Origin of the sequence: Dermacoccus sp. SAI-028, assembly GCF_004346775.1 — a bacterium.
Taxonomy (GTDB): domain Bacteria; phylum Actinomycetota; class Actinomycetes; order Actinomycetales; family Dermatophilaceae; genus Dermacoccus; species Dermacoccus nishinomiyaensis.
This window is the reverse complement of sequence record NZ_SMFS01000001.1, coordinates 216,036-239,517: the sequence shown is the minus strand read 5'-3', so window position 1 is coordinate 239,517 and position 23,482 is coordinate 216,036. Positions and strand designations below refer to the sequence as shown.

Annotated in this window: 20 protein-coding genes and 2 pseudogenes; 11 read left to right on the top strand and 11 right to left on the bottom strand. The window is 68.2% G+C overall.

Annotated features, from left to right (window positions below):
- Window positions 1–47: 47 nt before the first annotated feature.
- Together EDC82_RS01175 and EDC82_RS01170 are read right to left on the bottom strand one after the other, a co-directional pair.
- Window positions 48–1,349 (bottom strand): cytochrome P450, encoded by a 1,302-nt coding sequence (locus EDC82_RS01175; protein WP_131940317.1) that lies wholly within the window; start codon window positions 1,347–1,349, stop codon window positions 48–50.
- A 65-nt stretch (window positions 1,350–1,414) separates the two neighbouring features.
- A complete protein-coding gene (locus EDC82_RS01170; protein ID WP_200829264.1) occupies window positions 1,415–2,782 on the bottom strand; it encodes a glutamine synthetase family protein in 1,368 nt (455 codons plus the stop codon).
- Between the two features lie 219 nt (window positions 2,783–3,001).
- Here EDC82_RS01170 and EDC82_RS01165 point away from each other — a divergent pair, with 219 nt between their 5' ends.
- The 7 genes and pseudogenes from EDC82_RS01165 (at window position 3,002) to EDC82_RS01135 (ending at window position 9,532) form a co-directional block, all read left to right on the top strand.
- The gene (locus tag EDC82_RS01165; protein WP_006946947.1) at window positions 3,002–3,811 is read left to right on the top strand and encodes an acetoacetate decarboxylase family protein; all 810 of its coding nucleotides are present in this window, start codon (window positions 3,002–3,004) and stop codon (window positions 3,809–3,811) included.
- Window positions 3,812–4,044: 233 nt separating this feature from the next.
- On the top strand, window positions 4,045–5,064 hold the full coding sequence (locus EDC82_RS01160; protein ID WP_050786604.1) for a GAF domain-containing protein: 1,020 nt from the start codon (window positions 4,045–4,047) through the stop codon (window positions 5,062–5,064).
- Window positions 5,065–5,182: 118 nt separating this feature from the next.
- Entirely contained in the window at window positions 5,183–6,706 is a 1,524-nt protein-coding gene (locus EDC82_RS01155) for an aldehyde dehydrogenase family protein (RefSeq protein WP_074045880.1), read from the top strand.
- 48 nt (window positions 6,707–6,754) lie between these two features.
- Window positions 6,755–7,798: pseudogene (gene adhP / locus EDC82_RS01150) on the top strand (alcohol dehydrogenase AdhP).
- Window positions 7,798–8,187 (top strand): DUF779 domain-containing protein, encoded by a 390-nt coding sequence (locus EDC82_RS01145; RefSeq protein WP_131940315.1) that lies wholly within the window; start codon window positions 7,798–7,800, stop codon window positions 8,185–8,187. Before adhP ends, EDC82_RS01145 begins: the two are co-directional and overlap by 1 nt.
- Window positions 8,188–8,260: 73 nt before the next feature.
- Window positions 8,261–8,776 carry a MarR family winged helix-turn-helix transcriptional regulator gene (locus EDC82_RS01140; protein WP_131940313.1) on the top strand — a complete coding sequence of 172 codons (516 nt, stop codon included), beginning with the start codon at window positions 8,261–8,263 and terminating at the stop codon, window positions 8,774–8,776.
- A 90-nt stretch (window positions 8,777–8,866) separates the two neighbouring features.
- Complete coding sequence (locus EDC82_RS01135; protein ID WP_200829263.1) at window positions 8,867–9,532, top strand: GNAT family N-acetyltransferase; 666 nt, start codon at window positions 8,867–8,869, stop codon at window positions 9,530–9,532.
- A 297-nt stretch (window positions 9,533–9,829) separates the two neighbouring features.
- Here the strand turns inward: EDC82_RS01135 and EDC82_RS01130 are convergent, their stop codons facing one another.
- The 4 genes from EDC82_RS01130 to EDC82_RS01115 form a co-directional block, all read right to left on the bottom strand.
- On the bottom strand, window positions 9,830–10,702 hold the full coding sequence (locus EDC82_RS01130) for a gamma-glutamyl-gamma-aminobutyrate hydrolase family protein (protein ID WP_131940311.1): 873 nt from the start codon (window positions 10,700–10,702) through the stop codon (window positions 9,830–9,832).
- A 229-nt stretch (window positions 10,703–10,931) separates the two neighbouring features.
- A complete protein-coding gene (locus tag EDC82_RS01125) occupies window positions 10,932–11,792 on the bottom strand; it encodes a fumarylacetoacetate hydrolase family protein (protein WP_200829262.1) in 861 nt (286 codons plus the stop codon).
- A 60-nt stretch (window positions 11,793–11,852) separates the two neighbouring features.
- A complete protein-coding gene (locus EDC82_RS01120; protein ID WP_038566493.1) occupies window positions 11,853–12,839 on the bottom strand; it encodes a 3,4-dihydroxyphenylacetate 2,3-dioxygenase in 987 nt (328 codons plus the stop codon).
- Between the two features lie 169 nt (window positions 12,840–13,008).
- On the bottom strand, window positions 13,009–14,493 hold the full coding sequence (locus EDC82_RS01115; RefSeq protein ID WP_131941971.1) for an aldehyde dehydrogenase: 1,485 nt from the start codon (window positions 14,491–14,493) through the stop codon (window positions 13,009–13,011).
- A gap of 207 nt (window positions 14,494–14,700) precedes the next feature.
- Between EDC82_RS01115 and EDC82_RS01110 the strand changes: the two genes are divergently transcribed.
- The gene (locus tag EDC82_RS01110) at window positions 14,701–16,299 is read left to right on the top strand and encodes an APC family permease (protein ID WP_235006063.1); all 1,599 of its coding nucleotides are present in this window, start codon (window positions 14,701–14,703) and stop codon (window positions 16,297–16,299) included.
- Window positions 16,300–16,386: 87 nt separating this feature from the next.
- Here the strand turns inward: EDC82_RS01110 and EDC82_RS01105 are convergent, their stop codons facing one another.
- Window positions 16,387–16,863, bottom strand: a complete 477-nt coding sequence (locus EDC82_RS01105) for a YfbM family protein (protein WP_082740494.1) — start codon at window positions 16,861–16,863, stop codon at window positions 16,387–16,389.
- Window positions 16,864–16,979: 116 nt separating this feature from the next.
- Between EDC82_RS01105 and EDC82_RS01100 the strand changes: the two genes are divergently transcribed.
- Together EDC82_RS01100 and EDC82_RS01095 are read left to right on the top strand one after the other, a co-directional pair.
- Window positions 16,980–17,609 (top strand): maleylpyruvate isomerase family mycothiol-dependent enzyme, encoded by a 630-nt coding sequence (locus EDC82_RS01100; RefSeq protein WP_006947091.1) that lies wholly within the window; start codon window positions 16,980–16,982, stop codon window positions 17,607–17,609.
- Window positions 17,610–17,752: 143 nt separating this feature from the next.
- Window positions 17,753–18,019 carry a hypothetical protein gene (locus tag EDC82_RS01095; protein WP_062256256.1) on the top strand — a complete coding sequence of 89 codons (267 nt, stop codon included), beginning with the start codon at window positions 17,753–17,755 and terminating at the stop codon, window positions 18,017–18,019.
- Here EDC82_RS01095 and EDC82_RS01090 read toward each other — a convergent pair.
- The 4 genes and pseudogenes from EDC82_RS01090 to EDC82_RS01075 all read right to left on the bottom strand — a co-directional run bounded on the left by EDC82_RS01090 (window position 18,013) and on the right by EDC82_RS01075 (window position 21,603).
- The gene (locus EDC82_RS01090; RefSeq protein ID WP_006946995.1) at window positions 18,013–18,438 is read right to left on the bottom strand and encodes a YccF domain-containing protein; all 426 of its coding nucleotides are present in this window, start codon (window positions 18,436–18,438) and stop codon (window positions 18,013–18,015) included. The genes EDC82_RS01095 and EDC82_RS01090 overlap by 7 nt on opposite strands.
- Before the next feature lie 97 nt (window positions 18,439–18,535).
- Complete coding sequence (locus EDC82_RS01085) at window positions 18,536–19,363, bottom strand: GNAT family N-acetyltransferase (protein WP_131940307.1); 828 nt, start codon at window positions 19,361–19,363, stop codon at window positions 18,536–18,538.
- 212 nt (window positions 19,364–19,575) lie between these two features.
- Window positions 19,576–20,520 (bottom strand): annotated as a pseudogene (locus tag EDC82_RS01080) (RtcB family protein); the annotation flags it as partial.
- Between the two features lie 51 nt (window positions 20,521–20,571).
- Window positions 20,572–21,603, bottom strand: coding sequence for a bifunctional 2-polyprenyl-6-hydroxyphenol methylase/3-demethylubiquinol 3-O-methyltransferase UbiG (locus tag EDC82_RS01075; RefSeq protein WP_062256264.1), 1,032 nt, complete (start codon window positions 21,601–21,603; stop codon window positions 20,572–20,574).
- 226 nt (window positions 21,604–21,829) lie between these two features.
- On the opposite strand from EDC82_RS01075, the gene EDC82_RS01070 reads away from it, so the two are divergent.
- On the top strand, window positions 21,830–23,344 hold the full coding sequence (locus EDC82_RS01070) for a hypothetical protein (protein ID WP_160126165.1): 1,515 nt from the start codon (window positions 21,830–21,832) through the stop codon (window positions 23,342–23,344).
- Window positions 23,345–23,482 lie beyond the last annotated feature (138 nt).

Sequence of the window (23,482 nt, the reverse complement as noted above, 5' to 3'; positions counted from 1 at the left end):
TCCGCGCCAATCCGTGAGTTACCCGCCACCGTGCGTCATTCGCCGCGTCAGTTGGCCCACTGAACACGAACCGGGAGCTTCTTCACCCCGTTGACGAAGTTCGAGCGCACGCGCTTGACGTCGCCGGCAAGCTCGATCGAGTCGATGCGCGGCAGCAGCTCCTCGAGCAGCAGACGGATCTCGAGGCGCGCGAGGTTGTTGCCGAGACACAGGTGCGGTGAGCCCTTGCCGAACGTCATGTGATCGACGTTCTTGCGCGTCACGTCGATCTTGTACGGCTCGGGGAAGACGTCCTCGTCACGGTTGCCGGACGCGAACCACATGACGACCTTGTCGCCGGCCTTGATCTGCTTGCCGCCGAGCTCGACATCCCTCGTCGCCGTCCGACGGAAGTGGTAGACGGGCGACGCCCAGCGCAGCAGCTCCTCGAGGCCCGACTCGATGAGCGACGCATCGTCCTTCATCGCCTCGAACTGATCGGGCTGCGCGATGAGGCCGAGCATGATCTGGCTGATCGCGTGACGCGTCGTCTCGTTGCCGGCGATGACGAGCAGCGAGAAGTAGTTGTTGAAGTCCTGGTCGGTGAGCGGAACCCCGTCCTCGGGCATCTTGTTCGCGAGGATCGAGACGAGGTCCTTGCCGTCGCCACCGACGCGCTTGTCGCGCAGGTCGCGGCCGTAGTCCCACACGTCCTGAACCGTCGGCGAACGGAACGGCAAGTGACGGTACTTCTCCGACTCAGGCGAGTCGAGCAGGTGCTCGGTGTAATCGGGGTCGGTGTTCGCGACCATCTCGTTGCCCCACTGGATGAGCTGGCCCGTGTGCTCACGCGGCACGTCGAGCAGACGCGCGAGCACCTGGATCGGGAAGTCCGCGGAGATCTTCTCGACGAAGTCGAACTCGCCGTTCGGCGACGCCTTCTTCGCCTCGTCGACGGTGTTCTTCGTCAGCTCGCGCAGGAACGCCTCGTAGTTCTTCAGCAGGTTGCGCGGCGAGAACTCGCGCTGGATGAGCTTGCGCAGCGCGGCGTGACGGGCGCCGTCCGTCTCGAGGATGGAGCGGCGGAAATCCATGAGGTCGTCGTCGACGTCCTCGAGGTTGACGAACTGCTCCGACGTGAACGTCTCGGAATCCTTGTCGACGACCCAGATGTCGTCGTACTTCGTGACGGCCCAGAAGCCCTTGCCGTCGCTCTCCTCCGTCCAGTGCACCGGGTCGGCGTGACGCAGCGCGTCGAACTGCGCCCATCCCTCGTTGTCGCGGAAGCGGTCGATGTTGGACAAGTCGACGTCGGCGACGTCGAACGCGGCGTCGGCCTCGGGAGCTGCGCCCTGGTCGATGATGGTCATGTCGTCTCTCCTCGTTCAGCAGGAAAATCGGGAAGGGTGCGCGAAGCGCCTGGTCGCGGGCGCGATCACAGGTGGTAGGTGTACTCGCGGAACTCCCAGTCGGTGATGAAGCTGTTGAAGCGCTCGATCTCGTTGCGCTTGTAGGCGAGGAACGTCGCGACGAACTGCTCGCCGAACACCTCACGCATCTCGGTGTCTGCCTCGAGCGCGTCGAGTGCGGCGCACAGCGACGACGGCAGCATCGGCGAACGTTCCGGGTCGTAGCCGTAGCCGACGAGCGGCTCGCCGGAGTCGATCTCGTCGCGGATGCCGAGGTAGGCAGCGGCCAGCGTCGCCGCCGTCAGCAGGTACGGGTTGGCCGACGCGTCGCCGAGGCGCAGTTCGAGACGCGACGCGGAGCCGCGCTCCGGTGGGATGCGCACCATCGCGCTGCGGTTGTCGAGGCCCCAGTCGATGAGCCACGGCGCGAGCGTGTCGGGCCCGAACCGCTTGTACGAGTTGATCGTCGGGTTCGCGAGCGCCGTCAGCGCCGGCGCATGCTTGAGGATGCCGCCGATCGCGTGGTGCGCGACCTTCGACAGGCCGTGCTCGCCGTTCGGGTCGTCGAACAGGTGGTTGCCGTCGGCGTCCTGCGTCGAGAAGTGCAGGTGGAAACCGGAACCACCCTCGTCGTTGAACGGCTTCGCCATGAACGTCGCGAGCTTGCCGCGCGCCCGCGCCATCTCCTTGACGGCGGCCTTGAAGCGGAACGCGCGGTCGGAGGCGTCCATCGCGTCGGAGTGCCACAGGTTGATCTCGAACTGGCCGCTCGAGAACTCGTGGTTCGCGGCGACGACCTCGATGTCGTACTCGCCGAGTTGACGCAGCGTCTGCAGCAGCACGTTCTCCGGGTCACCACGCAGGCCGCTGACGTAGACGTTGCCGCTCATCTCGCCGTAGCGCGACCAGCCGGAATCGGAGTTCTCGTCCTCCTGCAGCACGTAGAACTCGAGCTCGGGCCCGCAGATCGGCGTGCCGGCGATCGAGGAGAACTTCTCGATGACGTTCTTCAGCACGTAGCGCGGGCTCTCGGCTGACGGCGAGCCGTCGGGGTTGAAGACGTCGGCGATGACGTGTGCGACGCCCGGCTCCCACGGCACGCGCGTCAGCGTCTCGATGTCGGGGCGCGCGACGATGTCCGGCAGGCCGGCGGCGAGCCCACCCTCGATGTCGACGACGTCGCCCATCGGCGTCGTGCCGTAGACGCTGCGGCAGAACGCGACCCCGTGACCCGTCGTCCGCTCGAAGCGGTTCACGAGCAGGTCCTTGCTGCGGTCGGTGCCGATGATGTCGGAGTAGCCGAGGCGGATGACGTCGATGCCCTCCGACCGGCACTTCGCCATGGCCTCGGCCACGGCCCCCGGCTCGCTCGACTTGCTCCCTGAGTTCGTCATGCCTCGTCGCCTCTCACGCCGTTGTGAGCGAACCTCGACGGTTGCCGGGTCGGGGTGCGCACGTTTCGTTCGGGTCCGAACATACCGTGTGACTCACGCCACACAAACCCTCATGATCGGGTAGCCTAGCGTGTGTCGTACGGATACGAACGATTTACGGCGAAGGAACTTCGACGCCCTCGCCGCGCGCACACGCGCCGACACCGAAAGGGCTCTGCCATGAGCGAATCCCCCGAACTCAAGGGTTTCTTCTACCCGCGCACCGTCGGCGGCACGTCGGGCATCATCCCGTCACCGCCGTGGTACTACTCGGGCGACCTGCTCACCGTCGAGTACCGCACGAACCCCGAGCGCGTACGCGAACTGCTGCCCGAACCGCTGAAGCTCGCCGACGAGGACCCGGGCGCCGTCGCGCTCATCTGGGCCGACTGGCAGTCGTGCAGCTCGTCGCGCGAGGAGCTGCTCGACCCGGTGCGCGCGCAGTACAAGGAGGCGTTCGTCGTCGTGCGCTGCTCCTACGAGGGCCGCACGTTCAGCCGCTGCGTCTACATCTGGGTCGACAAGGACTTCGCCATCGGCCGCGGCCTGCACCAGGGCTACCCGAAGAAGCTCGGCTCGATGTGGCAGACGCGCCCGCACCCCTTCAGCCAGGGCGCGCCGCAGATCGCGGAGGGCGGAATGTTCGGCGCGACGCTCGCGGCGGGCGACCGTCGCCTCGCCGAGGCGGTGCTGACGCTGCGCGAACCGTCCGAGACGAACGGCTTCGTCAACGGCCACCCGATGGCCCACCACCGCATCTACCCCGACATCGCCCGCGGCTCCACGGGTGACGCCTACAGCGAGCTCATCTCATCCGGCGCGGCCGAGTTCGAGGGCGGGCAGGCGTGGCGTGGTGACGTCGATCTGCGCCTGTTCGAATCGCCCACGGAGGAACTCGCCGCCCTGGAGGTCGACGAGATCATCGGCGGCTACTACCGGCAGATCGGCGTCGTCTGGAACGGCGGCGAGACGCTTGAACGTCTCGTGTGAGCCAGGCGGACGCGAAGGGCGGCAGCCTGCGTCGCAGATGAGTTCGTGGACACACGGCACGCAGCGTCACGCCGCCGACCCACCCCACCCCGGACGGGTGTAGTGTGAGGTGGGTCACTACGAGAGGGGAAGGGATGCGGCACAAATCCCGTCCACGGGGTTGCGCCTGCGGGTGCGGCCCCGGCTGCGTCCACGCTCGGCTCGCCGACGCGATCCCCCTCGTCAGTTCGCTGTTGAGCGCGACGGCACGCGACGAGGGTCTCGTCATCGCCATCGCGGACCGCGAGGCACGCCTGCACTACGTCGACGGAGACTCCCGCGCCCGCAGCCGCGCCGAGAGCATCGGCTTCACCGCGGGGGCGAACTGGTCGGAGGCGCAGGTCGGCACGAACGCGCCGGGCCGAGCTGTGGCCCGCGGCGAGGCGGTCTCGATCCATCGCGAGGAGCACACGCGCCCGGACGTCCACCCGTTCAGCTGCTCCGCGGCGCCGCTCGTCGACCCCGTCACCGGCGAGGTGCTCGGCGCTCTCGACGTGACGGGAGGTGACGCTGCGGCAGACCGGCGCACCCTCGCACTCGTGCAGGCCACCGCGGCCGCGGCCGCTCGTGAACTTCGCCTCGCCGGGGTGCCGGTCGCCCCTCCACCGCACACGAGCGCGCGGCTGCGTCTCGTCCACCACGGCCGCCCCTGCATCGAAACGGGTACGGCCACCCACGCACTCACCGACCGCCACGCCGAACTCCTCGCGACACTCGCGCTCGAACCCCAAGGCCTCAGCGCCGACGAGATCGGGGCCCTCGTCTACCCGGACGGCACGCCGCCCGCCACCATCCGCGGCGAGTTGCTGCGGCTTCGTCGACGGCTCGACACGATTCCCGGCGCGCCGAACCTCGAAAGCCGCCCCTACCGCCTCACGGGGCCACTGCTCATTGATGCCGTCCAGGTCACGGAGCATCTGCGTCGCGGCGAGCACGACGAAGCCCTCGAGCTGTATCGCGGAGCCTCGCTGACGCGCAGCGAGGCGGAGCCCGTCGTCGACCTGCTGCGTTCGACGTCCGGGTCGCTACGCGAAGCGATGCTCAGTGACGCCACTCCCGAGACCCTTCTGCGCTACCTCGACCTGCCCGAGGCCGCCGATGACGTCGAGTCGTGGCACATGGCACTCACCGTCCTGCCACCGCGCGCGCCACAGCGGGCCATCGTTCTCACGCATCTCGAACAGCTCGACACTCGTCTGCGCCAGGCGAACTGACGCGCGCAGAGCGCGTTGCACGGGCAGTGCAACGTTGATGCAACGCAGCCCTTCGTAACGTGACGCACATCACGCAACCCCGCGTCACATCCCGCGGGCTCAGGGAAAGGAAGCTGCGATGACGGTCTACGCCAACCCGGGAACCGAGGGCTCCAAGGTCGAGTTCAAGAAGCGCTACGAGCACTTCATCGGCGGCGAATGGGTCGCGCCGAAGAAGGGGCAGTACTTCGAGAACCCCACCCCGGTCACCGGCAAGACGTTCTGCGAGGTGGGCCGCGGCACCGCCGAGGACATCGAGGCCGCCCTCGACGCGGCATGGGCGGCGGCACCGACGTGGAACAAGACCTCGCCCGCGGAGCGGGCACTCATCCTCAACCGGATCGCCGACCGGATGGAGGAGAACCTCGAGAAGATCGCCGTCGCGGAGACGTGGGACAACGGCAAGCCGGTGCGCGAGACGCTCAACGCCGACATCCCCCTCGCGATCGACCACTTCCGCTACTTCGCCGGCGCCATCCGCGCGCAGGAAGGCAGCCTCTCGCAGATCGACGAGGACACCGTCGCTTACCACTTCCACGAGCCGCTCGGCGTCGTCGGGCAGATCATTCCGTGGAACTTCCCCATCCTCATGGCCGTGTGGAAGCTCGCGCCGGCGCTCGCGGCCGGCAACTGCGTCGTCCTCAAGCCCGCCGAGCAGACGCCCGCGTCGATCATGGTGCTCATCGAACTGATCGAGGACCTCATCCCCGCCGGTGTCGTCAACGTCGTCAACGGGTTCGGCGTCGAGGCCGGAGCGCCGCTCGCGTCGAACAAGCGCATCCGCAAGATCGCGTTCACGGGTGAGACGACGACCGGCCGCCTCATCATGCAGTACGCCTCGGAGAACCTCATCCCGGTGACCCTCGAACTCGGCGGCAAGAGCCCCAACATCTTCTTCGAGGACATCGCGCAGGCGGACGACGCGTTCTACGACAAGGCGCAGGAGGGCTTCACCCTCTTCGCCCTCAACCAGGGCGAGGTGTGCACCTGCCCGTCGCGCGCGCTCGTCCAGGAGTCGATCTACGAGCAGTTCATGGCCGACGTCGTCGAACGCACGAAGAAAATCAAGGCCGGCAACCCGCTCGACGACTCGACGATGATCGGCGCGCAGGCCTCGAACGACCAGTTGCAGAAGATCCTTTCCTACCTCGACATCGGCCAGAAGGAGGGCGCGAAGGTGCTCACCGGTGGTCGGCAGGCCGAGTTGGACGGCGATCTGGGTGGCGGTTTCTACGTCGAGCCGACCATCTTCGAGGGCACGAACAACATGCGGATCTTCCAGGAGGAGATCTTCGGGCCGGTCGTGTCCGTGGCGAAGTTCGGTACGTACGACGAGGCGCTGAAGATCGCGAACGACACCCTCTACGGCCTCGGCGCCGGTGTGTGGTCCCGCAACGGCAACACCGCCTACCGCGCGGGCCGCGACATCCAGGCGGGCCGCGTGTGGGTGAACAACTACCACAACTACCCGGCACACGCCGCGTTCGGCGGCTACAAGAGCTCCGGCATCGGGCGGGAGAACCACCTCATGATGCTCGACCACTACCAGCAGACGAAGAACCTCCTCGTCTCCTACTCGGAGAACAAGCTCGGCTTCTTCTGAGCCGACCCGCATCACGGATCAGATCGCAACCACACGAAGGGAAGAGTCATGAGCACCATGCAAGCTGCAGTCGTGGACGTCTTCGGCGAAGACCTGAACGTCAAGGATGTGGAAGTGCCGGAACCCGGGCCGGGTCAAGCGCTCGTCAAGCTGATCGCATCGGGTGTGTGCCACACCGACCTGCACGCCAAGGACGGTGACTGGCCGGTCAAGCCCGAACCGCCGTTCATCCCCGGCCACGAGGGAGTCGGCGTCGTCGAGAAACTCGGCGAGGGCGTCACCGAACTCGCCGTCGGCGACATGGTGGGCAACGCCTGGCTCGCCTCCGCGTGCGGCACGTGTGAACACTGCCGCAACGGCTGGGAGACGCTGTGCGAGGAGCAGACCAACGGCGGGTACAGCGTCAACGGCTCGTTCGGGCAGTACATGCTCGTCGACGCCACGTTCGCCGCTCGCATCCCCGAGGGCGCGGACCCCCACGAGATCGCTCCCGTGCTGTGAGCCGGCGTCACCGTGTACAAGGGTCTGAAGGTGACGGAGGTGCGCCCCGGGCAGTGGGTCGTCATCTCCGGCATCGGCGGGCTGGGGCACATCGCCGTCCAGTACGCCAAGGCCATGGGCATGCGGATCGTCGCCGTGGACGTCGCCGACGACAAGTTGGAGCTCGCGAAGAAGCACGGCGCGGAGGTCACGGTGAACGCCGCGGTCGAGGACCCGACGCAGGCCGTCCTCGACGCCACAGGCGGTGGCGCCCACGGCGTCCTCGTCACGGCGGTGCACCCCAAGGCGTTCGGCCAGGCCATCGGCATGGCGCGTCGCGGGGGAACCATCGTGTTCAACGGTCTTCCTCCGGGTGATTTCCCGGCGCCGATCTTCGACGTCGTCCTCAAGGGCCTGACGATCCGCGGATCGATCGCCGGCACCCGGCAGGACATGGTCGAGGCTCTCGACTTCTACGCCCGAGGCCTCATCCACCCGACGTTCAGCAAGCGGAACCTCGACGACATCAACGCGGTGTTCGACGAGATGCACCACGGCAAGATCGACGGGCGCGTCGTCATCGACTACACGACGGAGCGCGAGGACAAGTGATGAACCTCGAGTCACGAGCCGGTGTGGCCGGAGAGACCGTCAGCCGGGTCGCCCTGACGCCGGACGCCGTCGCTCTGCTGCACCAGCTCGTGGCCGAGCACGGTCGTCTCATGTTCCACCAGTCCGGCGGGTGCTGTGACGGGTCGACCCCGATGTGTTACCCGGCAGGACAGTTCCGCACGGGTCAGGCCGACGTCCTGCTCGGCACGTTCACGCTCCCGGACGTGGCAGGCGGCGATGCCGAGTTGGAGTTCTGGATGAGCCGGGAACAGTTCGAGACGTGGAAGCACACTCACCTCACCGTCGACGCCATCGACGGACGCGGCGGAGGCTTCTCCCTCGAGGCGCCCGAGGGCAAACGCTTCCTCATTCGCTCCGATCTGATGTGAGAGAACCTCGCGCGGCCGGGGGCACGGTGGACGTCATCCACGTCTGTTCGGATCCGAAAGATAATGTGGGCTGATGCCGAGTCATCACACGCTGCTCGAGACCGAGACCCTGGCCTCGAGCAAGCTGGCCGACGCGAAGATCGATGTCGCCGCCATGCACGCCGTCAGCAGCATCCACCGCGCGGCGAACGCATCGCGCAACCACATGACGAACACCGTCCTGCGTCCGCACGAGCTGTCGTGGACGGGTTTCGTCGTGCTGTGGAGCGTGTGGATCTACGGCGAACCCGAGACGCGCGAGGTCGCCGAGAGCGCCGGCATCAGCAAGGCGACGCTGTCGGGCGTCGTCAAGACCCTCTCAGCCCGGGGATGGCTCAAGCGCACCCAGTCGTCGAGTGACAGGCGGTTCGCGCACCTGTCACTGACGCCCGCCGGTATGACGCTCATGGAGGAGCTGTTCCCCCAGTTCAACTCCGGCGAACAGCAACTCGTCGCCGACCTGACGCCCGACGAACTCACCGTCCTGACGAAGGCACTCCGCAAGGTCGTGACGACGGCCGAAGGCCTCGGCGCCGACACGTCTGTCTGACGTCCACCCGAGGCCCGCCCGGCGCCCGCCCGGCGCAGCGTGGCCGATGATGTGACGCCTACCAGTCAACCCGCCCGATCGAGGAGAACCATGCCGTTGCGCCCCGTCACCACGTGGACGCTCGAGATGCCCGAGCGCCCGCACACCACGCCGCGTGGCCACTGCGTCAGCACCCCGACGGCCGACGCCCCCGACGTCGCATCCGGCCCGCATGACGACATGGCGAGCCGTCCTGAGGACGTTCGGATCGACCTGGTGCCGAACCCGAGCCCCGAGTTTGCCCGCTACCTCTACGCCGTCGTCGGCGGGCCGTGGACGTGGACCGACCGCCTCGGATGGACGCGCGAGCAGTGGCTCGCCGACCTCGGCGTCGCCGGCACCGAGACCTACGTCGCGTACGTCGGCGGCGAACCGGCGGGCTACGTGCAGATCCAGCCGACACCGGTCGGCGCGGCGGAGGCGCGTGGTCGAGCGAGCGTCGAGATTCGCTACTTCGGACTCGTCGAGACCGCCATCGGACGGGGCCTCGGCCGCACGCTGCTGGCCCATGGCATCGACGCAGCCTGGACGCTCGCCGAGCGTCATGAGGCGCCGGCGACGCAACGCGTCTGGGTTCACACGTGCAGCCTCGACGGCCCGGCGGCGCTGCGAAACTACGAGCGACGCGGCTTCGTCATCATCGACGAGACGACGGAACTCATGGACTACCCCGCACAGCCCCTCGGCGCCTGGCGTTCCGCCGGCGGGCCCGCGTGAGCAGGGCCCGGCCGGCACGCCCCCTCTGAAGTACGCCCGAGGCGAGTGAGTGGCTCCGCACTCAGACTCTGCGCAAATGCACCCGGGTGCACTTGTGCCGAGGTGAACTGCCCCCCGGGCCGAGGTGAACGCGAGACGCCGACGGCCCCTTCGGCGCCTGGCTCTTGGCTCGCGTCCTCGGAAACACAGCGTGAAGAACCGGGGTCAGTGTGCGTGGGCTCAGGCGTGACGAGCGCGCTCGACGAGATCGCTGAGCAGCCGCAGTTGTTGCACGTCGGCGTCGAAGGTGCGTCGCGCTCAGGCGTGACGAGCGCGCTCGACGAGATCGCTGAACAATCGCAGCTGCTGTCCGTCGGTGTCGAAGGTGTCCTCCGGGTGCCATTGCACCGCGACGATGCTGGCCCCCGCGCCCACAAGGCCTGACTCGCGCTCGCTCGCCGAGGTGCCTGCCGCCACAGCGTCGGTCGTCGGGTCGAGTTCGACGGCTTCCGTCGTCCCGTCATCGGCACGCGCGACGACCCGCCAGCCGGGCGCGACGTCCCGTAGGCACTGGTGGTGGTAGCAGCTGGCCTTGACGCTCGACCCGCCGAGCACCTGCGCGAGGCGAGACGACGGGTCGAGCTCGACGTCCTCGACGCGATGACGGTGCGCCGACACGCCGAGCTCGTCGTCCATGTCGAAGTGCAACGTGCCCCCCAAGGCCACGTTGAGCAACTGCATGCCACGACAGATCGCGAGCGCCGGCACGGCCCGTCCGACGATGACGCGCGCGAGTGCGAAGTCGAACGCGTCCTGTTCGACGTCGACGTCGTAATGGGTGTCGTGCATCGCTTCGCCTGTCCAGACGGGCGAGATGTCGCCACCACCGGGCAGGAGGATGCCATCGGCGAAGGCCACGCGTTCGGCGACCCGGTCGACGAACGTGTCTGGAAGACCGGCGAATCCACGCGTTGGGTCGACGAGTGCGTCGGGAGCCCCGCGCTCGGTGCCATCATCGCCCCCAGCGGTCATCGGCTCGGCGATCGGGGCAACGGGGTGGATGACGACCGGCTCGCCCCCCGCCGCCCAGACGGCGTCCATGAGCGCGCGCGCCATGACATCTGCGCCGTAGCGCAGAGCTGACGCGGACGCGGAGAACCGCGCCGGCATCGCGATGATGGGTCGACTCACGCCGTCACCCGCCTTGTCTTCGTCGTCATCGTCATCACCTCACAGTTCTCCCACGTGGTGCGTTTCGACACCACGTGGGGAGATTTCGCCACGAACAACTCCCACATCGTGCGTATCAACACCGAGTGGGACATCATTCCGCGCCGCCCCCGCCGGTCGTGTCGCACCGAGCGGTGCGGCTGAGCCTGCGAAGCCACACCGCCGGAAGACGCGCCAGAAGGTGCGGGCATCACGGCTGCGGAGGCATCGGCTTTCGGATACCGCGGAACTCCCAGTCGCCACCCTGGGCGGTGGAGAGGACTTCCTCCGACTCGGTGACCTGCGCGCCGACGTCGGTGCGGATGGGCGTCGGGCCCGTCACGATGTGGTTGCGCAGCGTGCCGAGGCCTTCGACCTCGACCTCGACGACGTCACCGGGGTACACCGTCCGCGAGATGGCGGGCGTGCCGGACAGCAGCAGGTCGCCGGGCTGCAGCGTGATGGTGCGGGCGATGTCGGCGACGAGGTAGTGCATGTTCCACTCCATCTCGTCGGTCGTGCCGTCCTGCTTCACCTCACCGTTGACGAGGGTGCGGATGCGCTTGCCGCGGAAATCCCAGCCCTCGATGACGCCGGGGCCGACGGGGCAGAGCGTGTCGGCACCCTTGACGCGCAGCATCGAACCGGAGTCGGTGTCGCGGAAGTCGTGCAGGCCGTAGTCGTTGGCGACGGTGTAGCCGCGGATGTAGTCGCCGGCCTCCTCGGGCGAGATGTTGCGGCACGTCTTACCGATGACGATGGCGATCTCGCCCTCGTAGTTGAGCCACTTGCAACCCTCGGGGCGCACGACGGCACCCTCGTGCGTGTTGAGCGCGGAGACGGGCTTGTGGAAGTACGTCGGCGCCTTCGGCAGCGTCGTCATCATCTCGTCGACGCGGCTGCGGTAGTTGAGGTGCACGCAGACGATCTTGCTCGGCGTCACGGGCGGCAGGTGCGTCGCGTCGGCGATGGCGACGCGACGACCGTCGCCGGCGACGAGGTCGTCACCGTCGACGACGACGTCGACGGGGTTGCCGTCCAGCAGGATGCGGCGGGTTTCGCGCAGGGTCATCGGGTTCTCCTCGTGGGGTGGATCGGGATCAAGGTCAAGGTCGGCGGACAGCCGACGCCCTCAGCCCGCGGCCGGGACGTCGGGAATGTGTTGCGGGCCCGCCTCAGCAGCCGCCGAGGCAGCCTTCTGACGCAAGACGTCGTCGTCGATGACGGTGCGGTGCGGCGCGGGGAAGCCACCGTCGGGCTGGTCGAACCACAGGTGCACCTGGCCAGTACCGACGGAGTTCTCGTACTCGCCGTACTGACGCGACGGGGCGGTGCAGTCGCCTTCGCCGAGGGCACCGATCATCATGAGGTAGTGCCCGAATCGTGCTTCGGGCTTGTACCGGTAGAACTCGTCCATCGTGTCGAGGACGCGCGCGTGATCGCCGTTCGCGAACCATTCCATGCGCTGCAGGTCGGCCTGGCACGCCTCCTGCGAGAAGATGTGCTCGCTGCCGGCGGCCTCGTGGTCGCGCAGCTTGCGCAGCGGCCAGAACGTGTGGCTGAGCGCGCCGGAGGCGATGAGCAGCACCTTGCGGTCGCTCTCGCGGATGGCGTCACCGAGCGCGCGGCCGAGGCGCAGGTTGTCCTCCGTGTCGGCTGTTTGGCACACGCCGATGGAGATCCACTTCTTGTCGTCGAGGCCCTTGCCGAGGTACTCCCACATGTTCGTCGTCGCGTAGAAGATCGGCAGCGAGTGGTCGTCGATCGCGGTGATCCACGTGCCGTGCTCGTCGGCCTTGCTCGCGATGAGGTGCGCGAGCTCCGGGTCGCCGGGGAAGTCGTAGTGACGGCGCGTCATGCCGCGCGGCAACTCCTCCGACGTGAACAGCCCCGAGCGGCGATCCTGCGCCGTGACGACGAACTCGACGGTGGTCGCCCAGTGGCTGTCGAGTACGACGACGGTGTCGTAGTCGAGCACGTCGAACACCTCGCGCCGCAACTGCTGGAGCCCGGCGACGAGCGTCGTGTCCTCGCCGTTGTTGAGGCTGCGCCGCACGTCCTCGGGCAGCATGATCGTCGGCACGTGCGCCAGCAGACCGGCGCCTACCACTTCACCCATGTCCGTCTCCTTCGTTCATCGTCGTTTCTCGTCACTGACCTGCCCAAGGCCCGCCATCCTCTGCGTGCGCGTGCACCCAGGTGCCCCGCACGCAAAGGATGTGCGGCGGGCACCTGCGAGCAGTGCCGCCAAATTTCTCGGCCATTCAGTTGTTCAGCGACTCGATCGTTCAGTTGCTCGGCGCGAAGACGGAGTTCTTCACGTCGCAGTAGAAGTCGAAACTCCAGATGCCGCCCTCGCGGCCGATACCGGACTGGCCGCTGCCACCGAACGGCGCGCCGAGGTCGCGGACGAAGAAGCAGTTGACCCAGACGGTGCCCGCGCGCAGTTGCGCCGAAACGCGTTCTGCCCGCTCGGGGTCCGACGTCACGAGCGTCGCGGCGAGGCCGAAGCGCGTGTCGTTCGCCATCGCGACGCCGGCCTCGTCACCGTCGAACGTCTCGATCGTGAGGACGGGGCCGAAGACCTCCTCGGTGAGGATCTCCGAGCCCTCGGGGCAGTCGGCGAGGATCGTCGGCGAGTAGAACAGGCCGCCCAGCTCGTCGTTCGGCCCCCCACCCATGAGGACGCGCGCGCCGTCGGCCTTGGCGCGCTGCACGAAACCGTCGACGGTGTCGAAGTGCTTGCGCGTGATGAGTGCGGAGAGGTCGCTCGTCAGGTCGCGCGGGTCGCCCTGCTTGAGCGTGCGAGCCTTGTCGAGCACGCGCTGCGTGAACTCCTCGACGATCTTGGCGTCGACGAGCAGACGCGCGCCCTTGAGGCAGACCTGCCCGGCGTTGTCGAACTGCTCGACGGCGATGTCGACGGCCAGATCCATGTCGGCGTCGTCGAGCACGAGCAGCGGCGACTTGCCGCCCAGCTCGAACGACAACGGGACGATGTTCGGCGCGGCCGCAGCAGCGATGACGCCGGCCGTCGGGACGGAGCCGGTGAAGCACAGCCGGTTGATGCCGGGGTGACGCGTCAGTGGGGCGCCCGCGTCGACGCCCGTGCCCTGTACGACGTTGAACACACCGTCGGGCAGGCCCGCGTCACGCATGATGTCGGCGAGCAGCGACGCCGTCAGCGGCGCCCACTCCGGCGGCTTGACGACGACGGTGTTGCCCGCCGCGAGCGCCGGGCCGATGCGCCAGGTCGCGAGCATGAGCGGCGCGTTCCACGGCGTGATGATGGCGACGACGCCGGCCGGGTCATACGTGATGCGTTCGCGGTGGCCGCGCCCGGGCACCGTCATGTCGGGGTGGGCGAGGTCGTTCTCGAGGTAGTCGGCGAAGAAGCGGAAGTTCATCGTGACGCGCGGCATGACGCCGCGCAGGTGGCTGCGCAGCAGCGCGCCGTTGTCGCGCGTCTCGACGTGCGCGAGCTCCTCGACACGCGCCTCGACGCCGTCGGCGACATTGCGCAGCAGCGCCGCGCGCTCCGCGACCGGCATGCCGGCCCATGCCGGAAAGGCCTTGCGCGCAGCAGCGACGGCAGCGTCGACCTCGGCCTCGGCGCCTGCGCTGATCTCGCCGATGACGCTCTCGTCGATCGGGGAGACGTCGGTGAACGTCGCACCGCCAGCGCTGGTGACGCGCTCGCCACCGATCCAGTGACGCGTATCGACCTCGACCCCCTCGACGGTGATCTTCTCGGGCTGCGGCGCGGTGACCATGACGCTCCTCGCAAGGTTGGCTGGTGCGGTGATGCGCATCACACTACCAATCGTTCGGGCCCAAACGGACATCCTACGGCGAGATCAAATCGTCATCTGATCCTCGTGTGTCTCAGATCACATCATGGGTTACCGTGACCCCCGAGGCGAGATCGTTCGCCCCCGAACGAAAGGCCCGGCATGGCAACTCCCACGTCGTCTCCCGACATGAGTCCGCGCGCAGATTCCGACATCCCACACACCGAGCACCGCCTGCGTTCCGGGCGCCTCGGGGTCATCGCGATCGCGTTCATCGTCGTCTCCGCCGCCGCGCCCCTGACGGCGATGGCCGGCGGCGCGCCCGTCGCGATGCTCGTCGGCAACGGGCGAGGCATTCCGTTCGCGTACCTCATCGTCAGCGCCATGCTGCTGCTGTTCGCCGTCGGCTACACCGCGATGGCACGTCACCACACGAGCACGGGCGCGTTCTACGCGTACGTCGCGCGCGGCCTCGGCCAGCATGCCGGCGGCGCTGCGGCGTGGATCGCGCTGCTCGGTTACAACGCCATGCAGATCGGCCTCTACGGCCTCTTCGGCTCGGCCACCGCCAGCTTCTGCGCGGACAACCTCGGCTTCGACCCGCCGTGGTGGGCGTGCGCGTTCGTCGCGTGGGCCGTCATCGCGCTGCTCGGCTACCGCCAGGTCGATCTGTCCGTCAAGGTGCTCGGCGTCCTCGTCGCCGCGGAATTCCTCATCGTCCTCCTGCTCGACGGCGCCATCATCGGCAAGGGTGGGGAGGGCGGCCACGGCGGTGTCGCATCGCACCTGGCCTGGGATTCGTTCAGCTTCGACGCCCTGACAAGCGGTTCGCTCGCCATCGCACTGCTGTTCAACTCGGCGAGCTACATCGGGTTCGAGTCGACGACGATCTACTCGGAGGAGGCGAAGGATCCGCGTCGCACCGTGCCGCGTGCGACGTACCTCGCCGTCGCCGTCATCGGTGTCTTCTACTCGATCACGACGTTCCTCATGGTGAGCGCGCAGGGCGGTTCGACGCTCGTCGAGCACCTCGGCGGCCTCAAGCCGGACCCGACGGTCTTCCTCTTCGAACTGGGCGACACCTACCTCGGTTCGAGCGCGACGAAGGTGATGTCGCTGCTGTTCGCGACATCCGTCTTCGCGGCGCTGCTCGCGTTCCACAACGCCGTCGCGCGCTACCTGTTCGCCCTCGGACGCGAGGGGCTCGTGCCCGCCCGCCTCGGCCACACGCACACGGTGCACCTGTCGCCGCACATGGGCTCGATCAGCCAGACGGTGCTCGCCGCCGTCGTCCTGACGATCTTCGTCGTCACCGACAAGGATCCCGTGCTCGCCCTGTTCACCTGGCTGACGCAGCTCGGCACGCTCGCCATCCTGTTCCTCATGGCGTTCGCGTCGCTCGCCGTGGTCGTGTTCTTCGCGAAGTACCGGGGCGCACGAGGCAAGGCCGCAGCCGACGACGCGGTGACGGGTGACGTCGCCACCGCCGGCACCGGCCTCGGCGGGCTCTGGCGCACCCTCGTCGCGCCCGCGCTCTCGGCCGTGTTCATGGGCGGCGTCGCTGCGTATGCCGCATCGCAGTTCGGCAACCTCATCGGAGACCCGAACAGCGCCCTCGCGTGGCAGCTGCCCGCGCTCATCGGCGTCGCCGTCGTCATCGGTGTCATCTCGTCGTTCGTCCTCAGGGCCCGCGCGCCGCAGCAGTGGGCGCTCATGGGCATGGACCGCGTCAAGACGACCGACGGCGCAACAGAGATCGACGGGACGTCGGCGGCACCGACGCCCTGAACGACCCGCGACGCAGCGCGCCCACCTCGTCACTCGATGGGGTGGGCGCGCTGCGTTCTGAGGCGCCCGGTTCGAGCGCGACGGACGTCAGTTCAGCTGCCAGATGACGGCTTCGTCCGCCTCGGCTGCCCTGGCGTAGAACTCGCGCAGCTCGGCGTCGTAGGGCATGACGTACACGTCGAGCACGTCGTCCTCGTCCCAGATATCCGGGTAGATCTCGTCGCGCGTGAACTTCTTCGCGTCGTAGCCCTTGCGCAGGATGCTCGGCGTGATGCGGCCCATCGCGGCGGCGATCGCCGTCACCCGCGCGGGCGTCACGTGGCCGACGACGACGTCCTCGGAGTCGGGCACCCGCCCCTCCGAGATCGGGCTCGGAGCGTGCGCCTGCTTGTAGAGGCGCTCGAGCGCATGCCAGGCCTTGTCGACATCGAGCATGCGCTCGTCGTCGAACTTCTCGAGCGTCTCGAGCGCCTGCAGGGGCGCGTCACCCGTCGACGTGAGGTCAGTGACGAGTCGCTGCGCCTCGGTATCGTCCATGCGGTAGGCCGTCCAGATCATTCCCATGGGCCCGACGGTACTGCCCACGCCCCCCGCGTGTCAGCGCCGCCGTCAGCCGCGGCTGGCAGACTGGGGGCGAACACGGCACGCCCGGGCGCCCCGGGCCCTTCGAAAGGCTGACGATGTCGCACGAGATCACCTGGAAGTCCGTCCACGACGAGCGCGAGTCGCTGCTCGAGGATCTCGCGGGGCTGAGTGACGCACAGTGGCGAGCCCCGTCGCTGTGCGAGGACTGGAGCGTGCAGCAGGTTGTCGCGCACCTCGCGTCGTCGGCGCGCACGTCGAAGGCGAGCGCCGCGAAGCAGATGCTGACGCACAAGGGCAACGTCCAGGCCGTCATCGACGCCGGCGTTGCGCGTTTCTCTGGTGGCACACCCGCCGAGACGCTCGAGGCCTTCCGCGAGTCGATGCACGAGCGCGTGGCGCCGTTCTCCGCGGAGGCCGCGCTCGGCGAGGTCGTCGTGCACGCCGAGGACATCCGCCGCGCGCTCGACATCGAACACACCTACCCCGCCGAGACGCTGCGTCAGCTCGCCGACCACTACAAGGACGCGGGCCTCGGCATGGGCGCGGGCGACCGCATCAAGGGTCTGCACCTCATGGCCACCGACCAGAAGTGGGAGACGGGCAAGGGCGACGTCGTCTCGGGGCCGATCATCGCGCTCATCATGACGATGCTCGGACGCACCGCCTACCTCGACGACCTGTCCGGCGACGGCGTCGAGACGTACCGCGCGCGCCTGACGCGCTGACGCTCCCCCGTGTTGCCCGGGATTCGAGGCGCGGGTGCCTCGGTTCCCGGGCAACATCGGGCGGTGGACCCATGACACATCTCATGGGTGATTCGTGAGGGTCGGCCGCGTGAGGCGACGAACGGCGCGCCGAGACTGGAGTCATGAACGCCTCATCGAACTCGACGGCTCAGAAGTTGCTCGCGATCTCCGGTCCGCTGGCTCTCATCGTGTTTTTGGTGCTCGGCCTCGTGTTCCACGCGTGGGCGATCGCGTGGGTAGCCTTCCTCGTACCGGGGATGATTCGGACGTGGATGGCCGTCGAGGCCCCGAAGGAGCAGCACGGTTACGGCATCGGCGCGGACGATGAACCCAAGCCCTACCCCTACTCCGGCGATTCTGGGTCCGCGCCGCCGGCGCCGCGTCAGTAGCGCGACGTCGTCGGCGTGCCGGCCTGCGGCATGAGCGGGCGCGCCGCGCTCTCGGGGACGATCTGCTTGCCCAGCGGGAACAGTGCGAGCGGGATCATCTTGAGGTTCGCCCAGGCGAGGGGCAGACCGATGATCGTGACGGCGAGGGCGATGGCTGTGCCGATGTGCGCGATGGCGATCCAGATGCCCGCGAGCACGAACCAGATGATGTTGCCGATCATCGACCCGACGCCCGCTGTCGGCTTGTCGACGTACGTGCGCCCGAACGGCCACACGGCGAAGTTGGCGATGCGGAACGACGCGACGCCGAACGGGATCGTCACGATGAGAATGCACATGATGAGCCCGGCGAGCATGTAGCTCAACCACAACCACACCCCGGCGAACACGAACCAGATGATGTTGAGCAACGTCTTCATTGTTCTCCCCGTGCCGTCGAACCCGGGTGGTGTCGATACGACCTCCACAGCCTATCCAGATGACCTGAATCGCTCCTGGGTCGCCTCACATGCCACCTCAGCAGGGTGCGCCAGACGTGTTCGAGGCAGGCCGTCGCCAGACGGCGGGTGTCGACGTCGTCACCGCGACGAGGCCCGCACGCTGCAGGATGGGGCGCGAGTACTCGGTGCAGTCGACCTGCAGCAGCGCCTTTCCGCGCGTCTTGGCCGCTCGGGCACGCTGCGCCGCGAGCACACGATAGAGGCCTCGCCCGCGATGACGTTCGTCGCACGCGCCACCCCACAGGCCCGCGAAGTCGGTATCGTCCACGAAATCGACCCGCCCCGAGCACACGATGTCGCCTGCCGAGTCGCGCACGAACCACATCTCGAAGCTTTCCGGATCGCGCCTCATGCGCTCGACGAGTTCGTCGCCCTGACGTCGGCTGCGCTCGGGGGAATCGCCGAAGACGCGCCCGGCGAGGCCCTCGGCGTCACGCATCGCCCGCTCGGTGGTGGCGCGTTCGAGCGTGTACCCGGCGGGCAGGCCCTCGTCGGCGGCGATGACGTCGTCGACCGACCCGACCATGACCGTCTCGGGCTCTTCCAGTTCGAATCCGCGCGCCTCGAGCCGCTGGAGCAGCCGCGGCAGGACGTCGTGGCCGCGCGTCTTCCATTCGAAGTGGTCGACGCGCTCGTCGGCCTCGAAATGGCTGACGACGGCGTCGATGAGATCGTCGAGCCCGCCATCCATGACGAACGGGTCGTAGGTGACGAATCCGCGCCGCCGGCCCGGGAACGTCGCAGCGAACACCGGGCCGATCGGCGTCACCTCGTCGGCGTCGGCCACCTCCGCCCGACCGCGCAGCTGAGAGTCGTACAGGTCGCGAAACGCCTCAGGGTTCATGGGGTGAATCTCGCAGGCCGGCGCCCCACGCCACAACTGAATTTCTCGACCGACGCGTCGTGTAGATCGCTTTGAGCTGCTCGCGCTCCACCCGGTATCCGCCAGGTGGGGCGTGAGAAGCGTGACCAGCTCGTGTCGCGCCGAGCGGATGGGGTGAGCTTGTGAACCCCTTCCGCCGGAAGAAACAGCGATCGCGCCTGGGAAGCCGGAAGACGCTCTGTGTAATTGTGGTGGCAGTTGATGCGTTCCTGTTCGATGACGGGTTCGCCAGCCCATTCGCTGTACTGGCGGACGACGCGGTCCATCATTTCTTCGCGGTTGAGCAGGGCGAAGTGCTGTGCCCACTCGAGTTCGCGGATGCCGGAGTGCCGCAGCATCCCGAGGACACGAGCGCAGCGAGGCCCGCAGGGCTGCGTCGCGGCGCGACCGGGAGTAGGCGTCGAACTGGGGTGTGCCCTGGACGAGGTATGCGAGGTCGCGGTCGGGCAGGTCGATCCAGTTCGTCGCGCAGTAGTCGGTCGCCGTCTTGATGTGGTGCTGGGCGATCTTGTTGCCGACGCCGCGCGAACCGGAGTGCAGGAACAGCCAGACGCGGTCGTCCTCGTCGAGGGAGATCTCGATGAAGTGGTTGCTCGAGCCCAGCGAGCCGAGCTGTAGCGTCCAGTTCTTCGCGTACGTCGCGGGGTCGAACCCGGCGTCGGCGGCCATGGCGCTGAGCTCGTCGAGGCGCGTGCGCGTGTGGTCGCGGCTGATCGTGCGGTTCACTCCCCCGGCCGACAGCGGGATGGCGCGCTCGATCGCCTGACGTACGGGCGCACGGTCGACGGGCAGGTCGGTGGCGGTGTGCTGCGTGCGCACCGTGATCATGCCGCAGCCGATGTCGACGCCGACGGCGGCGGGGATGACGGAGTGCCGCAGCAACCCGAGGACATGAGCGCAGCGAGGCCCGCAGGGCTGCGTCGCGGCGCGACCTAAGACATCGCGCCGAGCGTCGGGATGACGGAGCCGACGGTGGCGCCGCGACCGAGGTGAGCGTCGGGCATGAGCGCGAGGTGCGGGAAGATGAATGGCATCGACGCCGTCGTCAGGGCCTGTTCGCGGGTCGATTCCTCGAGGATCGAGGCCCAGTTGTACAGCTTCGCGTTGATTCGCTCCATGGTGTTCTCCTTGCGTGTTCGCGTGCGCCGCATGGAGATACGGAGCAGACGTCAGGTCGTTCGGGCCGAGGGTTCGTCCGATGCCGGCGGCGTCGGGGTGTCCTGCGACGCAGATGCTTCGGGTGCGGTGAGGCGCGCGCTGCCTGCGTCGTCGACGTCCGCAGGCTTTGTTGCCGTCAAGGTGTAGGTCGCGGCGAGCCGCGCGGGATTCTCGGCGAGCTGCCACTCGTTCGGTTCGATCTCGACCATCTGGCCGGGCAGCGCGTTCCACGGGACGCTCTGGTGCTCGACGAGTGCGTCGAGTCGGAGCCCGGCGTTCAGCAGCGCCGTGACGACCTCGCCGAGCCCGTGATTCCATTCGTGCGTGACGTTCGCGGTGAACTCGTGGTCGGTCTCGACGTAGGTGCCGCCGTCGTCGAACACGAGTGGTTGCTCCTGCTCGAAGTAGGGGAACTCCACGGCAGGGGTGGTGAATTCGTCATCGCGCAGGGTGCGTTTCGCGGTGGCTGGGTGGTCGCCCATCGCCCAAAGCATCGGGTGGCCTTCGCGGATGAACAGTCGCCCGCCGGGCTTGAGCAGCGCCGCGACGACCTGGGCCCAGCGTTCGATGCTGGGCAGCCAACACAGCGCGCCGATGCCGGTGTAGACGAGGTCGAACTGCCTGCCGCCCAGGGCTTGCGGCGCCGAGTAGACGTCGGATTCGACGTACTCGATGTCGCCGTGTCCGGCTGCAGCGGCGATGCGCCGGGCCTCTTCCAACGACTTCGGCGACAGGTCGACACCCGTGATGCGCTGCGCGCCAAGCCGTTTCAGCGACAACGTGTCGGTGCCGATGTGGCACTGGAGGTGGACGACGTCGAGCCCGTCGAGCGATCCGAGCCCCGGCGCACGCTCCACGTCGAACCGGACGACACGGCTGATGGCGTCGGGGTGGTCGATGAAGTGCTGCACCGAATAGTCGGGGCTTGCGGCATGGGCGACGGCACGGTCATCCCAGTTGGCCTTGTTGACGCGCAGGTACTCCTCACTACCAGCCGTCGCCGTCGGCGACGTGGCTGCGGTCGAGAGCTGCGTGTCGTTCATGACGTCGAGTCTGCCGTGACCTGACGAACCACGCCACCGATTTTTTCGTCATGGTCAACCGAAGCGGGCCCACTTATGCAACGTCGCACCGTGATGATGTCGGCGCGGTCGCCGAATTGGAGGAAACCTCCAAACGAGACCGTCCAGAGTTGGTGCGTCTCTTGGCGAAGTCACACTACGCAGTGCGCTTCGATGGTGAGGTACCCACCACCTGCGCGAAAGGCTCATGATGCCGAGGACCGCCACACCGACGTCCGCCGACACCACCGTCCGCGAGGAGGTCGGCATCCAGTTCCCGGCCGGATCCGACGGCACGCGCCCGACGACGCCGACCGTCAAGGCCATCGTCGCGGAAGCGGTGCGCAGCAGCGATCCCACACTGGCGAGCCGAGTCGAGGCCGACACGTCGTGGCGTCAGGGCTACGTCGGCGCGATGCGCGAACTCACCGTCCGCACCGCTGCCGCTGACGATGCAGCGACGACGATCGCCCGCGACGGCCTCGCCGCGGCGCGCGCCCATCTCGTCCACGTTGCCAACGACGGCACGCAGACACCGCTCGCCGACCTCGACGTCGACGCCGCCGTCGATGCCGCCCGCGGCACGTTCGGCACCCACACCGTGGACGGCACCGCCGAGCCTCGTCAGGAACTCGCCATCCCCTACCAGGGGCGCATGCTGAGCGGCCACGATCTCGAACGCCAACTCGCGGCGTGGGTGCACAAGGGCATCGTGGAGCAGTCGTGCGCGGACGCCGTCATGCGTGTCGTCGCGCACCCGGAGTGGCTGAGCCTGCCTGGCCACGTCGTCGCCGACATCGGCGCCGGCGCCGAGATGGGGCCGCTCGAGATGCTGTCGAGCTGGGGCGCACGCATCCTCGCGATCGACATCCCCCGCGTCAGCGAGCGCCTCGAGAAGATGGCGCGCGACGGTGCGGGCCACGTCAGCCTGCCGACGAAGGACGGCGAGACGGGCGCCGACATCACGCGCGACACCGCGGCCGTCGCTGCGTGGATCGACGAGCAGGCGGGTGACGACACCGTCGTCCTCGGCATGCACGCCTATGCCGATTCGGGCATGCACATCCGCCTGACGCTCGCCGCCGACCTCATCGCCACCTGGCTGCAGGAGCGCCGCCCGACGACGGTGCTCGCCTATCTCGCGACGCCGAGCGACGCGTTCGTCGTACCCCAGGAGATCATCGACGCCGCCCGCTCGAGGTGGTCACGCCACGGCAGCAAGGGTTTCGCGAAGCGCGCGCTGCGCACCGCGTCACGCGGCCAACTGTTCACCGAGCCCTACCCGAAGGGCTCGCGCGTCACCGACTGCATCATCGCCCAGCAGGGCCCCAACTACGCCGTCGCGAAGCGCCTGCAGCGCTGGCGCGCCGTCGCCTCGGAGGCTGACGGGCGCCGCGTCTCGTTCAACGTCGCACCCGCGACGTTCACCCGGTCGGTGACGAAGAACACCGCCCTCAAGGCCGCCTACGCCGGCGCGCACCACTTCGGTGTCGAGGTCTTCGCCGCCGAGACGAGCCGCGCGCTCATGGCGGCGCTGCTCGTCCACGACGTCATGCGCGACGACCTCGCCCCCGGCGCCGCGCCTCAGCGCGCCCACGCCGAAGAACTCTTCAGCGACGGCGCCGCACACGGTGGCTTGTGGCGCACGGCCTGGGCACCCCGCTCGGCCCTCGGCGTCGCGGCCGCTCTCGGCGCCCCCAAGGCGCTGCGCCGCAAGGCATAGCGACACACGTCTCGCCCGCCCGTCATATCGCCTCCTCGCGACCGCCGTCCGAGGGGGCGATGCGCGTTACGCTCGAAAGAGGGGAACACACGATTGCTCGAGCACCCCACGCAACCTGCGTGGGCGTTCATGCGTCCT

Coding starts and splice junctions, on each gene's coding strand:
- EDC82_RS01175 (WP_131940317.1), bottom strand. CDS start 1,349: ATGACCATCATCGACCAGGGCGCAGCTCCCGAGGCCGACGCCGCGTTC.
- EDC82_RS01170 (WP_200829264.1), bottom strand. CDS start 2,782: ATGACGAACTCAGGGAGCAAGTCGAGCGAGCCGGGGGCCGTGGCCGAG.
- EDC82_RS01165 (WP_006946947.1), top strand. CDS start 3,002: ATGAGCGAATCCCCCGAACTCAAGGGTTTCTTCTACCCGCGCACCGTC.
- EDC82_RS01155 (WP_074045880.1), top strand. CDS start 5,183: ATGACGGTCTACGCCAACCCGGGAACCGAGGGCTCCAAGGTCGAGTTC.
- EDC82_RS01145 (WP_131940315.1), top strand. CDS start 7,798: ATGAACCTCGAGTCACGAGCCGGTGTGGCCGGAGAGACCGTCAGCCGG.
- EDC82_RS01140 (WP_131940313.1), top strand. CDS start 8,261: ATGCCGAGTCATCACACGCTGCTCGAGACCGAGACCCTGGCCTCGAGC.
- EDC82_RS01135 (WP_200829263.1), top strand. CDS start 8,867: ATGCCGTTGCGCCCCGTCACCACGTGGACGCTCGAGATGCCCGAGCGC.
- EDC82_RS01125 (WP_200829262.1), bottom strand. CDS start 11,792: ATGACCCTGCGCGAAACCCGCCGCATCCTGCTGGACGGCAACCCCGTC.
- EDC82_RS01120 (WP_038566493.1), bottom strand. CDS start 12,839: ATGGGTGAAGTGGTAGGCGCCGGTCTGCTGGCGCACGTGCCGACGATC.
- EDC82_RS01115 (WP_131941971.1), bottom strand. CDS start 14,493: ATGGTCACCGCGCCGCAGCCCGAGAAGATCACCGTCGAGGGGGTCGAG.
- EDC82_RS01110 (WP_235006063.1), top strand. CDS start 14,701: ATGAGTCCGCGCGCAGATTCCGACATCCCACACACCGAGCACCGCCTG.
- EDC82_RS01105 (WP_082740494.1), bottom strand. CDS start 16,863: ATGGGAATGATCTGGACGGCCTACCGCATGGACGATACCGAGGCGCAG.
- EDC82_RS01100 (WP_006947091.1), top strand. CDS start 16,980: ATGTCGCACGAGATCACCTGGAAGTCCGTCCACGACGAGCGCGAGTCG.
- EDC82_RS01095 (WP_062256256.1), top strand. CDS start 17,753: ATGAACGCCTCATCGAACTCGACGGCTCAGAAGTTGCTCGCGATCTCC.
- EDC82_RS01090 (WP_006946995.1), bottom strand. CDS start 18,438: ATGAAGACGTTGCTCAACATCATCTGGTTCGTGTTCGCCGGGGTGTGG.
- EDC82_RS01085 (WP_131940307.1), bottom strand. CDS start 19,363: ATGAACCCTGAGGCGTTTCGCGACCTGTACGACTCTCAGCTGCGCGGT.
- EDC82_RS01075 (WP_062256264.1), bottom strand. CDS start 21,603: ATGAACGACACGCAGCTCTCGACCGCAGCCACGTCGCCGACGGCGACG.
- EDC82_RS01070 (WP_160126165.1), top strand. CDS start 21,830: ATGATGCCGAGGACCGCCACACCGACGTCCGCCGACACCACCGTCCGC.